The sequence below is a fragment of the Agromyces sp. Marseille-Q5079 genome (assembly GCF_051016555.1).
In the GTDB taxonomy this organism is placed as follows: Bacteria; Actinomycetota; Actinomycetes; order Actinomycetales; family Microbacteriaceae; genus Agromyces.
In genome coordinates, this window is the sequence record NZ_JBPEJF010000001.1 from 202,091 (window position 1) to 213,939 (window position 11,849).

The following is an 11,849-nucleotide window of genomic DNA, read 5'->3' on the forward strand; positions in this document are numbered from 1 at the left end:
CGGCGGTCTACGGGGTTTGTAGATATGTTACGCGAACCGGGTGGTTCGTGCGTCGGAGGGCTACTCGCCCTTGTTCTTCTGGACGATCTCGTCGGCGACGACCTTCGGGACCTCCGCGTAGCTCTCGAACTCCATCGAGTACACCGCACGGCCCGAGGTCTTGGACCGCAGGTCGCCGATGTAGCCGAACATCTCCGAGAGCGGGACGTGCGCACGCACGACCTTCACGCCTGCGGCATCCTCCATCGACTGGATCTGACCGCGACGCGAGTTCAGGTCGCCGATGACATCACCCATGTATTCCTCAGGGGTGCGGACCTCGACGGACATGAGCGGCTCGAGCAGAACCGGGTTCGCCTTCCGAGCGGCTTCCTTGAAGCCCATCGAGCCGGCGATCTTGAACGCCATCTCCGAGGAGTCGACGTCGTGCGCGGCACCATCGAGGATCGTCGCCTTCACGCCGACCATCGGGTACCCGGCCAGGATGCCGTACTGCATGGCGTCCTGGAAACCGGCGTCGATCGAGGGGATGTACTCGCGCGGGATGCGGCCGCCGGAGACCTTGTTCTCGAACTCGTAGGTCTTGTCGCCCTCGATCTCGAGGGGCGCGATCGCGAACTGGATCTTCGCGAACTGGCCCGAGCCACCCGTCTGCTTCTTGTGGGTGTAGTCGTGCTTCTCGACCGCGCGCTTGATGGTCTCGCGGTACGCGACCTGGGGCTTGCCCACGTTGGCCTCGACGTTGAACTCGCGCTTCATCCGGTCGACGAGGATGTCGAGGTGCAGCTCGCCCATGCCCTTGATGACCGTCTGACCGGTCTCCTGGTTCTGCTCGGTGCGGAACGTCGGGTCCTCTTCGGCGAGCTTCTGGATCGCGGTGCCCAGCTTCTCCTGGTCGGCCTTCGTCTTCGGCTCGATCGCGACCTCGATGACGGGCTCGGGGAAGGTCATCGACTCGAGGACGACCTGGTTGTTCGGGTCGCACAGGGTGTCACCGGTGGTGGTGTCCTTCAGGCCGATGACCGCGTAGATGTTGCCGGCGGTGACCGACTCGACGGGGATCTCCTTGTTGGCGTGCATCTGGAAGATCTTGCCGATGCGCTCCTTCTTGCCCTTGGTCGAGTTGATGACCTGGGCACCGCTGTCGAGGCGGCCGGAGTAGACGCGGACGTAGGTGAGGCGACCGAAGAACGGGTGCACGGCCACCTTGAACGCGAGAGCCGTGAACGGCTCGGTCGCATCCGCGTGACGCATGACGACCTTCTCCTCGTCGCGAGCGTCGTGCGCCTCGATGGCGGGAACGTCGAGCGGCGACGGGAGGTAGTCGATGACGGCGTCGAGCATGGGCTGGACACCGCGGTTCTTGAACGCGGAGCCGCAGAGCACGGGGTAGATCTCGCCGTTGACGGTGAGCTTGCGGATCGCGGCCTTGATCTCGGCCACGGTCAGCTCTTCGCCGCCGAAGTACTTCTCCATGAGCTCGTCGCTCGTCTCGGCGACGGTCTCGAGCAGCGCGGTGCGGTACTCGGCGGCCTTCTCGACGAGGTCGGCGGGGATCTCCTCGATGGCGTACTTGGCGCCCATCTCGACGTCGCCCTTGGCATCGCCGCGCCACGTGAGTGCGCGCATCTCGACCAGGTCGACGACGCCCTCGAAGCTCGACTCGGCACCGATCGGCAGCTGCAGCACGAGCGGCTTGGCGCCCAGGCGGCTGACGATGGTGTCGACGGTGAAGTAGAAGTCGGCGCCCAGCTTGTCCATCTTGTTGACGAAGCAGATGCGGGGCACTTCGTACTTGTCGGCCTGACGCCAGACGGTCTCGGACTGGGGCTCGACGCCCTCCTTGCCGTCGAAGACGGCGACCGCACCGTCGAGCACGCGGAGCGAACGCTCCACCTCGACCGTGAAGTCCACGTGGCCGGGGGTGTCGATGATGTTGATCTGGTTCTTGTTCCAGAAGCAGGTCACGGCGGCAGACGTGATCGTGATGCCGCGCTCCTTCTCCTGCTCCATCCAGTCGGTCGTCGAGGCACCGTCGTGGGTCTCGCCGATCTTGTGGTTGACGCCCGTGTAGAACAGGATGCGCTCGGTCGTGGTGGTCTTGCCGGCATCGATGTGCGCCATGATGCCGATGTTGCGGACCTTGTTCAGGTCAGTGAGCACGTCTTGTGCCACGGGGGTTCCTCCGGATGTTCAGGAACGAAAGGGGAAGGGGAGCGGATGCCGCAAGCCGAAGCCGCGGCATCCGCTCGGCCTGCTACCAGCGGTAGTGGGCGAATGCGCGGTTCGACTCGGCCATCTTGTGCGTGTCTTCACGACGCTTGACGGCTGCACCGAGGCTGTTGGACGCGTCGAGGATCTCGTTGGTGAGACGCTCGGTCATCGTCTTCTCGCGACGGGCCTTCGCGTAGCTCGTGAGCCAGCGGAGGGCGAGGGTGTTGGCGCGGTGCGGCTTGACCTCGACGGGGACCTGGTAGGTCGAACCGCCGACGCGGCGCGAACGCACCTCGAGGGTCGGGCGCACGTTGTCGAGCGCCTTCTTGAGCACCGTGACGGCGTCCTGGCCGGACTTGGTGGCCACGTTCTCGAGCGCTTCGTAGACGATGCGCTGAGCGAGGTCCTTCTTGCCGTCGACGAGGATCTTGTTGACGAGCTGGCTGACGACCGGCGAGCCGTAGACGGGGTCTGCGACGACGGGGCGCTTCGGAGCGGGTCCCTTGCGAGGCATTACTTCTTCTCCATCTTCGCGCCGTAGCGGCTGCGAGCCTGCTTGCGGTTCTTCACGGCCTGCGTGTCGAGGGCACCGCGGATGATCTTGTAGCGGACACCCGGGAGGTCCTTCACACGACCGCCGCGAACGAGCACCATCGAGTGCTCCTGCAGGTTGTGGCCCTCACCGGGGATGTAGGCGGTGACCTCGGTGCCGTTGGAGAGCTTCACACGAGCGACCTTGCGGAGCGCGGAGTTCGGCTTCTTCGGGGTGGTGGTGTACACACGCGTGCACACGCCGCGCTGCTGGGGGTTGGCCTTCAGGGCGGGCGCCTTGGTCTTGGTGACCTTGGGCGAGCGACCCTTGCGGACCAACTGCTGAATGGTTGGCACTGCTTCTCCTTGTTGGTGCTGCACGGTGACAGCGTTTGATGGATTTCACATCACGACCCACCGACCACGCAGAACTGCGTGATCATGTCAGTGGTGGGTATGCCGTGGGGGCGGACCGCAAGATGGCGCGGCAGCCCTGCGTGAGCACGCCGAAACGCGCACACCCGATCTATGGTAATCCCGCGTAACCTTGCGGTCAAATGAGGGCGGATGCCACGGGCGCCTGCCCAGCCGTCTCGCAGGTCCTGCTCAGGTCGGCCAACCGGGCGAATCGAGCTCGCGGTCGAGGTCGGCGAGCATGTCGGCGACCTGCGGTTCGATGAGGCGTTCGACGGCGTTGCCGATGCGGTAGCGGTGCTGTGCGAGCTCGACGCAGATGCGACGCCCGAGCTGCTTGGCGAAGTCGTCGGCGAGGCGCACCTCCTCGCGGAGCGCCTCCTTCTCCTCGGGCGTGAAGGGGCGGGGGGCGGGTTCCGCCGCCTCGGCCGCGGCCGCTTCCTCGAGTCCGCCGAGCGTGAACAGGAACGGCTGGTCGGCGACGGGCTCGGGGTCCACGTCGAGGCCGGCGTACTCGGGGTCGAGCCCCTCCCCCGCGCGATACGGCCGCCTGGCCTTGCGCTCCTCGGCGAGCCGGATCTCGCGGTGCAGCATGGGCAGGTTGCGGGCGGTGTAGTCGTCGACGGCGAGGTCGATGACCCCCTTCATGCGCATCGAGAAGGCGTGCTGCACCGGATGCGGCACATCGACGTCGAGCCCGGCGGCGGCGAGGATCGGCGAGCCGAAGCAGCGCTGGCAGAGTCGGACGCGCGCACGGTGCGTGCCCGGTCGCCATCGCGGCAGCCACTGCAGCCAGCGATCGACCTCGTGGCTCACGCGCGCCTCGATCGAACCCTCCACGTGGTTCACGATAGCGCCGCGGGCGCGCCGACGCCCCGCCACGGCGGTCGACTGGCGCGCCGAGAGGCGTGCCGAGGGCGCGTCAGGGCGCGTCGGCGCGGGCCGGTGGCGCACGCCGCTCGTGGAGAATGGCGGGATGGCCGCGGCATCCGGAAGCTATGAGACGATCGCCGCACGCGTCGAGACCGAGATCGAGATCGAGCGGTCCCGCTTCATCTGCACGCTCGCCCGCATCGGGAGCGAGGATGCCGCGCGCGAGGTGATCGCGGGCGTTCGCGCTGCACAGCCGAAGGCTCGGCACCACTGCACGGCGTTCCTCGTCGGCGCGAACGGCGAGCTCGCCCGCTCGAGCGACGACGGCGAGCCGTCGGGCACCGCGGGGCAACCCATGCTCGAGGCGCTCCGCGGCGAGGGGCTCGGCGATGTCGTCGCGGTCGTGACCCGGTACTTCGGCGGGGTGCTGCTCGGCACCGGCGGCCTGGTGCGCGCGTACACGGCATCGGTGCAGGAGTCCACGCGAGCGGCGACCAGGGTCCGCCGGAGCCTCCGCACGAGGATGGAGGTGCGCGCCGACTACGAGCGCGGTCCGGCGCTCGAGGCGGAGCTTCGCCGGATCGGCCACGTGCCGTTGCACGTCGAGTACGGCGCGGACATGCGCATCGACGTCGGTGTCGCGCCCTCGGAGGTCGCCGCGTTCGCGGCGCGCATCGCCGAACTCACCGCAGGCGCGGTGCCGTGCGCCGCCACGGAGACCGTCTACGTCGACGACCCGGCCTGACGCGGCATCCGTCACTCGTCCTCGTCGCGCTCCCAAGGCCATCGGGGCCGGGCCATGCCGTGCTGCCTCCCACGTGCGACGAGGACGGCGAGCACCGCGACGATCGCGGCGGCGACGGGCACCAGCAGTCCGAACCAGCCGAAGCCGTACAGCACCCCGAACGCGACGGACTGCATGACCGACCCCGTCGAGGAGACCACATGCCCGACGACCGCGACGACGACGAGCGCGAGCCAGCTCCCGACCGCGGTGAGCACGACGGTGGCCGCCATCCGCTCGGGCCGCACGAGGCGCAGGCCCAACGTGAGCAGCACCGCGAGCACGGATGCCCCGACCGCGACGGGTGCGACGAGCACGCCGACCTCGGCGTCGGCCACGACCTCGACGTCGGCGAGCAGGCTCACGAATCCGTACGCGCAGACGACGAGCGCCAGGTCGAGCGCCGCCGCGAAACCAGCGACGGTCCAGGCGTTCCGGCGGGGGTCCATGCTCTCGAGCGTACGCGTGATGACGCCGCGCGGTCCCGCCCGCCTGCCGACTCCGGACCGCGAAGTCCGACGGCGTGGCCTACGCCTCGGCCTCGGCCTCCGCCAATGGCCGCACGACCGTGCGCAGGCCGTCGAGCTCGGCCTCGGGCACCGTTGCCTCGTACACGCCCGGCTCGACCATCGACAGGCCGTGTGCCGCAGCGCGCTCGGCATCGTGCCCGAGCAGCACGACGCGGCACAGCCGGCCTTCGTCGCCCGACCAGGTCGCGACGACCTGGATATCGAGGCCGTTCCAGGAACCGAGCACCTCGACCACGGAGACCGCCTCCACCGCGTCGCGCGGGACCTCCACCCGCGTCCCGTCGGGCGGCTCGACGAACACGACCCGGTCGCCGATCACATCCGCAGGGCGGGTGACACCGTTCATCGTCGCCTGCGTGCCGACGCATGCCGAGGGTTCGGCCGGCCGACGAGGGAGCGGACGGGGCACGAGCCATCCCGTGCCGACATCGCCGTACGTCATGGAGACTCTCGGCTCCTTGCCCCGTTGGAACTCCACCAGACGAGCGCCAGGCGGAACTCGGGTCGGCGCGAGCCACCACCCCGGCACGGCCGGGCGGTCTTCCTCTGCCGCCCGCTCGAACCGCATCGCCGGCGTCGACTCGAACAGGAGCACGTTCACCGGCTCATCGGCCACGAACGGCGAACCGTCGTAGCCCAATCCGTGCACCTCGAAGAGCTCCGCCGGCGTTCGCGCTGCAGCCGCATCGGCCCGAGTCACCACTAGGCCCGTGATCACGTCGAGTCCGTGCGTGATGATCGCCGTCGCCTGCTCCGGCGTCACCGCCTTCTGCATCACGGTCGCGCCGTCGCGCCCCGGGCCCTGGCCCAGTTCGTCGAGTCCGTCGACGCCGATGAGTTCGAGGTACGTGCGCCGGTAGCCGATCTCGGGCACCGACGGCAGCGACGCCGGCCCCGACGTATACCCGATGGCTTCGATCCGTTCGAACGGCACGAGCGCCCCCTGACCATCGAAGGCGAGGACGTCACGGTCGGTGATCCAGTCGATCCGCACCCGTTCCCCATCGACGAGCGCACTCGTCTCCGGCCACTCGACGCGAGCGAGTTCCGCCTCCGTCACGCACCGCCGCCACGGGGATCCGCCGAGCCGCGTACCCGGGTACCACCTCATCGACGGATCAGGCGCAACCCAGGTCTGCACCACGAACCATTCCCCCGCAGCACCGGTCACCCGACCATCGGGTACCACCGACACCGAACCCAGCGGCCACCACACCCCATCGACCTCGGCGATCGGCGACGGGAAGCTCGCCGGTTCCAGCGAACGACGCCACGACGACGACTCCAGCGGCTGCACCTCGGCCGGCTCGACCAGCGCCGACCAGGGCTCGCGCGGGGACCGGACGTCCGCCGGATGGACGCCCTCTTCTGTCTGCGGCCTCGCGTGGCCACTGCCCTTCACCAGCACGCCCTGGGGACCGGCCGCCACCACGACGACCTCGACACCACGCCAGTCCCCGCGGACCTCGCGCCGCTCGACCGTGCCGACGTCGGCGCGAGCGACATCCGTCACCCGGACGACCCCCTGTCCGTCCGTCCGCAGGAGCTGGAGCATCGCCTCGCCGTCGCGCACGAAGCCCGAAGTGTTCGCCAACCGCGCCCACGCCCCGTCGACGGACGCGAACACCCCGACGTCGGCATCGGACATCACCGAGATCGGGGTGCTTCGCTCCTCGACCAGCACGATGCGCGAGAGCTGCTCGACCGGGACATCCGCGAGCCCTCTCGAATCCCGTGAGTACATGTACGTCATGTCGGGCGGATGCGGATCGAAATCGGCGAGCAACTCGTGCTCGGCGAACACCTCCAGGCAACCCGGCACCTTCGATTCCCCGACCTCGACCCGTTCGCCCCTGAACGTCGCCCAACCCGAGAGACGTAGCGTCCCGCTCACGACGCACTCCAGTGCGGGCTCGGGTGCGCGGTCGCAACGGAGCACGGCGCGTCCGACGTCCTTCGGCGGTCGCGGTCGCGGTCGCGGTCGCGGTCGCGGTCGCGGTCGCGGTCGCGGTCGCGGTCGCGGTTGCCACGATGTAGCGCAGGCCGTCGAGCGGCGGCGGGGTCGAAATGACGGGACGTCGTCATCAGTGCCTTCCTGCGTTCGGATGGTGTGGGACCGCGGCGCCGACGACGACGAAGGGTCCCACCAGCGCGTCGTACTGCTCCGCGGTCAGGTCGACTCGGTGCGTGATCGCGCGTGCTGCGGAGAGGGTGTCGGCGACGGCGTTTCGAATCGAGCCCGGCTCGAGCGTCGCGAGTCGGTCATGCACCGGCTCCAGCGCGTCGCGGACGGCCTTCTCGAGCGCACGGGAGTCGGCCGCGGAGGACTTCGCCATCTTGCGGGCCGCGATCCGTGCCGATGCGCCGATCTCGAGCGCTGCCACACCGACCTGAGCGAACTCCCCCGCTGACAACGTCTGCACCGAGACCAGGAAGGCCCGCACATCGGCGTTCGGGGTGGTGGTCACGTTCGCCCTCCTCGTGGCGTTGTCGAGGCGCGCTTCAAGAGACGCCGTCGCGGTCTTCGACGGGGGTCATCGCACGAAGCTTCTCGACGTGTCCGAAACGGAGGTCGCGACGCACCTCGCCGGTGCGCTTGTCGATGAACACGACGAGGCTGTCCATGCGCCCGAACTCGCGCCTGTGGTCGACGGAGAACTCACGCGAACCCCACACCGGAAGGAAATCGTCGTCGTCCTCGTACCACCCGTCAATATGGAAGGTGCCGACGACGGGAAGCGGGTGGACAGCGAGGTACCGCGCGAACGCGGCGCGGGCGTCGTGGAGGGTCAGCATCGACTCGGTCTCCCCCATCTTCGTCACCATCTCGTCCGCGAATCGTGTTCTCGGCGACGACATCCTTCGACGAAGCCGGTCGCCGTCGCCGGATCGGCGAGGAATGCGCTCGGAAGAACGGGCGGTCAGCCGGTCGCCGACCAGCCCGGGAACCCGGCGCAGCCGTCGGTGAGGCGGATGAAGCCGTCCTGCTTGTCGGTGAGGATCGCGTACGACTTCGCCCCGTCGCCGGCGTCGACGGCCTCGCCCATGCGGTCGAGGTTGCGCAGCGCCGTCGGCAGCCACTCGCGGAACGCGCCGGCAGGAAGTTCGGAGGCGTCCTCGGCGAGGATCGCGCGGACCGCGCCGATCGCACGTGACAGCTCGGGAAGGTCCTGCGATCGGTAGACGGCCGCGAGGCTCATGGCGACGAGCTCGGTGACGGGCTGGCGGAGCCGCTCGCAGCGCTGTTCGAGGGTGTCCGCCATCAGCGGTTTCCGCCGCGGTCGATGTCGAACTTCTCGAGCGGAGTGCGCACGCCGTCGCGGAACGCGCCGAGCCCGGCCTCGTAGTCGACGGATGAGCCGACGAACAGTGCCGATTCATCGGGCGCGACGTAGATCTTGCCGCCGCCACGAACGGCGTGGACGATGCAGACGCCCAGTCCGTCGGGCAGGTGGATGACGGTCAGGTTCGTGGCATCGGTGAGCTTCGCGAACAGCGCGAGCCCGACCGATACGAGGCGATCCTGGTCGGCCGCGGCATCCGACGGCGCCGCAGGGGCGAATTCGATCACCCGGCGGACCTCGGGCTGTCCGGCCAACTGCGCGATGACGGCGAGGTGCTCGTAGAGTCCGCCACGCTGCAGGTGCTCGGCGTCGGCCCGTCCGCCGATGGCGAGCAGTGGGACGAACCCGTAGCACTCCTCGATCCCGGGAATGCCCTCACGGTCGCGCGCTGCGGGGTACGGCTCCCACTCCCACGCCTCGTCGCGCTGCGCCGGGTCTTCGAGGTGGGCGACGAGCTCGTCGAAGCTCGTGTCCTGGATCACGTCCAGCGCGCCGAACCGCGGCTTGAAGACGAGGTAGAGGCCGTTGGCGTACGCGATCACGTCGGCGAGGGCGGTGGTGAACAGCACCGTCGCGCCGTCGGGCACGCTCAGCACATCCGCGAGCATCTCGGCGGCGCGGGCCGGATCGACCACCCGGAAGAACCCGTCGGTGCCGACGAAGCCTGCACCCTGCGAGCGCCAGAGTTCGGCGACTTCGGGGGGCACCTGCGCGCGATAGCGCTCGATCGTCTCGTCGCTGATCGGTGCGACCGGGTCGAATGTGCGGAACGAGGTCATCGTGGCCTTCCTCCAGGAACACGGGCGGCGGATGCCTCGCGCCGAACCCGAACGGACGGTGGCCGAGCCACCCCGGCGAGTCTATCCATCCCCCGCCGCCCGCCAATGGGGAGCCATGCCCATGCGACGGACGACCATGACCTCGTCGCGTGAGCTGCTTCCGGACCGATTTCCTCGATCTCGCGCATCAGGCGGGCGGCAGGGCGACCCCGACCGTGGCGAACGGGCCGGTCAGCACGGCGTACTCCTCGGGCGTGAGCGAGGCCCGCTTCAGGATCGCTCGCGACGCGGACATGGTGTCGGAGATCGCGGAAGCGAGGGCGCCCGGGCCGAGCGCCAGGAGTTCCCCGTGCAGGGGTTCGATCGCCTGACGCACCGCCTTCTCGAGCGCACCCGCCTCGGCGGCCGAGAGCCTCGCCGACCTCCGCGCGGTCGATCGGGCCTTCGCGCCGGCCGCGATCGCCGCGCGACCGACCTGCGCGAACTGATCACCACGCAGGGTGCCGACCGCGAGCAGGAACTCCTCGACCGCCTTCGCCGGATCGGTCGTCATCGGTTCACCTCCGCAGCCGCCGGGAGCCATCGCCAGGTCCGACTTCGACACCCTCGGCGCGGAACAGGCCGACGAACGCCTCGTACTGGTCGGCCGCGATCCGCTCGCGCCGCCAGATCGATCGCGCCGCGAGATTGGTGAGCGCGATCGCCGACCGCAGACCGCCGGGCTTCTCGGTCAGCTCCTCAGCCCGGGGGGAGATGAGATCGCGAACGCGCCTGTCGAGGGCACTGAACTCCGAAGCCGACAAGGTGGGCGCAGCAGACGGGTCGAGCGAACCGGCCGCGGTGGCGGCCGCGGCCGCCCGCCGGATGCGATCGAAGGCTTCGGCGCTCAGCACGGATGCCGCATCCACGAACGCTTCGACCTCTACGGGCAACAACGACACGCCGCCTCCTCACTTCTTCGAGCAGCAGGGCCGCCCGACCCGTCCATGTCTGGCGAGAGCCTACTGGAGTGGCCCTTCCATCGAGCGCGGTGCGGGCCGTGACCACGTCGAAACCGGCACCTCCTTCTGGCGCCGAACCGCGCCGATGCGCTCGTCGACGAAGACGACGAACTCGTCCATACGACAGAAGGGTCAGGGTCTCAGTTGTCGCGGCGGCACCGGCACGCCGGCTTCGACGAATGGCGCAACCAGCACCGAGTACTCCTCGTCGGAGAGCCGGTCGGCGTACCCGACCGCATGCGCGGCGAGCAAGGTGTCGTTGATCGCCGCGGTCAGCGCACCGTCTCCGATCCGGCCGAGCTCCGCGTCGTGTCGCTGGATCGTGTCTCGCACGCGCTTGTCAAGCGAGCTGAACTCGGAGGCCGACAGCTTCGCGGCCTTGCGTGCCGCGATGCGGCGCGCGGGGCCCATCCGGCGTCCATTCACGCGAATCGCGTCGAATTGCTCGGGAGCCAGTAGCGAGACGGTGGCGAGGAACGCCCCGAGGGAAGGATCGATCGTCGTCATTCCAGAGGCCTACAGATCCGCGATCTGGTCGGCTCCGGCGTGCTCGAGCGAGTCGATCCGCGCTGACGCGCGTCGTACCGCAGGAAACGAGGTCACGCCGGTCACGCCTCGGCGACCCGGTACGACGGCACCTCGACCCCGGCGTCGGCGAACGGGCGCACGAGTACGTCGTACTGCTCCTCGGTCAGCTTCGCGCGCTTCAGGACCGCGCGCGCCGCCGTCTGGATGACCGCGTACGCCTCCATCATCATGCCGTCGAGTTCATCGGTGCGGGCGCGGAGCGCGGTGTTGAGCCGATGCTCGAGATCGGAGTTCTCGCTCGCGGACGGGACCGCGGCACGACTCGCCTCCTTGCCGCCCTTGGCACGGAGACGGACCTGGCGGCCGAACGCCTCCGTGAGCACCTGCGGCGGGAGGGCGACCGCCTGTTCGACGAAGGCGATCGTCACGGCATCCAGCATCGGTGTTCCCTTCGGTCGTATACCTCGAGCGTACCGCCGGCGCTGCGCGGCGCGGGTGACCAGGTCCGCGCCCGGGTCTCAGTCGATCGGCAGTTCCGTACCCATGCCGAGCCCGGGCCCGCTCACGCCTCCGCGGAGACCCGCGTCATCGCACCGGTCTTCGCGAGGTGGTCGGGCATCAACTCGACGCGCACCTCGCCGGTCCGCTTGTCGATGAACACCACTCGCTGGTCCCAGCGGGCGTACGAATGGTCGTTGTCCACGTAGAACTCGCGGGCACCCCAGACGGGAAGGAAGTCGGAGTCGTCCTCGTACCATTCCTTCACGTACAGCGTTCCCTCGACGAGCAGTGGTTCCCGCGCCGCGTAACGATCGAAGGCGGCTCGCGCCTCATCCAGTGTGAGCATGGGT

General features: G+C 69.1%; 16 protein-coding genes. 1 reads left to right on the top strand and 15 read right to left on the bottom strand.

Annotated features, from left to right (window positions below; genetic code table 11):
- Positions 1–60: 60 nt before the first annotated feature.
- The 4 genes from fusA to ACR3IO_RS01000 form a co-directional block, all read right to left on the bottom strand.
- Positions 61–2,175: an elongation factor G gene (fusA, locus tag ACR3IO_RS00985; RefSeq protein WP_434069296.1), complete on the bottom strand. Its 2,115-nt coding sequence runs from the start codon at positions 2,173–2,175 to the stop codon at positions 61–63.
- A gap of 82 nt (positions 2,176–2,257) precedes the next feature.
- The gene (gene rpsG, locus ACR3IO_RS00990) at positions 2,258–2,728 is read right to left on the bottom strand and encodes a 30S ribosomal protein S7 (RefSeq protein WP_055860217.1); all 471 of its coding nucleotides are present in this window, start codon (positions 2,726–2,728) and stop codon (positions 2,258–2,260) included.
- Positions 2,728–3,102, bottom strand: a complete 375-nt coding sequence (gene rpsL, locus ACR3IO_RS00995) for a 30S ribosomal protein S12 (RefSeq protein WP_022889720.1) — start codon at positions 3,100–3,102, stop codon at positions 2,728–2,730. Before rpsL ends, rpsG begins: the two co-directional genes overlap by 1 nt.
- Before the next feature lie 249 nt (positions 3,103–3,351).
- Positions 3,352–3,999, bottom strand: coding sequence for a spermidine/putrescine ABC transporter substrate-binding protein (locus ACR3IO_RS01000; protein ID WP_434069297.1), 648 nt, complete (start codon positions 3,997–3,999; stop codon positions 3,352–3,354).
- A gap of 136 nt (positions 4,000–4,135) precedes the next feature.
- Between ACR3IO_RS01000 and ACR3IO_RS01005 the strand changes: the two genes are divergently transcribed.
- Positions 4,136–4,777, top strand: a complete 642-nt coding sequence (locus tag ACR3IO_RS01005; protein WP_434069298.1) for a YigZ family protein — start codon at positions 4,136–4,138, stop codon at positions 4,775–4,777.
- An 11-nt stretch (positions 4,778–4,788) separates the two neighbouring features.
- On the opposite strand, the gene ACR3IO_RS01010 is transcribed toward ACR3IO_RS01005, so the two are convergent.
- The 11 genes from ACR3IO_RS01010 to ACR3IO_RS01060 all read right to left on the bottom strand — a co-directional run bounded on the left by ACR3IO_RS01010 (position 4,789) and on the right by ACR3IO_RS01060 (position 11,845).
- Positions 4,789–5,265: a DUF6121 family protein gene (locus ACR3IO_RS01010; RefSeq protein ID WP_434069299.1), complete on the bottom strand. Its 477-nt coding sequence runs from the start codon at positions 5,263–5,265 to the stop codon at positions 4,789–4,791.
- A gap of 79 nt (positions 5,266–5,344) precedes the next feature.
- Complete coding sequence (locus ACR3IO_RS01015; RefSeq protein WP_434069300.1) at positions 5,345–7,240, bottom strand: hypothetical protein; 1,896 nt, start codon at positions 7,238–7,240, stop codon at positions 5,345–5,347.
- A 190-nt stretch (positions 7,241–7,430) separates the two neighbouring features.
- On the bottom strand, positions 7,431–7,814 hold the full coding sequence (locus ACR3IO_RS01020) for a hypothetical protein (RefSeq protein ID WP_434069301.1): 384 nt from the start codon (positions 7,812–7,814) through the stop codon (positions 7,431–7,433).
- A 34-nt stretch (positions 7,815–7,848) separates the two neighbouring features.
- A complete protein-coding gene (locus ACR3IO_RS01025; protein ID WP_434069302.1) occupies positions 7,849–8,160 on the bottom strand; it encodes a hypothetical protein in 312 nt (103 codons plus the stop codon).
- A gap of 107 nt (positions 8,161–8,267) precedes the next feature.
- On the bottom strand, positions 8,268–8,609 hold the full coding sequence (locus ACR3IO_RS01030; RefSeq protein WP_434069303.1) for a hypothetical protein: 342 nt from the start codon (positions 8,607–8,609) through the stop codon (positions 8,268–8,270).
- Positions 8,609–9,469 (bottom strand): T6SS immunity protein Tdi1 domain-containing protein, encoded by an 861-nt coding sequence (locus ACR3IO_RS01035; RefSeq protein ID WP_434069304.1) that lies wholly within the window; start codon positions 9,467–9,469, stop codon positions 8,609–8,611. Before ACR3IO_RS01035 ends, ACR3IO_RS01030 begins: the two co-directional genes overlap by 1 nt.
- 187 nt (positions 9,470–9,656) lie before the next feature.
- The gene (locus ACR3IO_RS01040) at positions 9,657–10,022 is read right to left on the bottom strand and encodes a hypothetical protein (RefSeq protein WP_434069305.1); all 366 of its coding nucleotides are present in this window, start codon (positions 10,020–10,022) and stop codon (positions 9,657–9,659) included.
- A 4-nt stretch (positions 10,023–10,026) separates the two neighbouring features.
- Positions 10,027–10,377 carry a hypothetical protein gene (locus ACR3IO_RS01045; protein ID WP_434069306.1) on the bottom strand — a complete coding sequence of 117 codons (351 nt, stop codon included), beginning with the start codon at positions 10,375–10,377 and terminating at the stop codon, positions 10,027–10,029.
- 225 nt (positions 10,378–10,602) lie between these two features.
- Positions 10,603–10,977: a hypothetical protein gene (locus ACR3IO_RS01050; RefSeq protein WP_434069307.1), complete on the bottom strand. Its 375-nt coding sequence runs from the start codon at positions 10,975–10,977 to the stop codon at positions 10,603–10,605.
- Positions 10,978–11,078: 101 nt separating this feature from the next.
- Entirely contained in the window at positions 11,079–11,438 is a 360-nt protein-coding gene (locus ACR3IO_RS01055; protein ID WP_434069308.1) for a hypothetical protein, read from the bottom strand.
- 122 nt (positions 11,439–11,560) lie between these two features.
- A complete protein-coding gene (locus ACR3IO_RS01060; RefSeq protein WP_434069309.1) occupies positions 11,561–11,845 on the bottom strand; it encodes a hypothetical protein in 285 nt (94 codons plus the stop codon).
- Positions 11,846–11,849 lie beyond the last annotated feature (4 nt).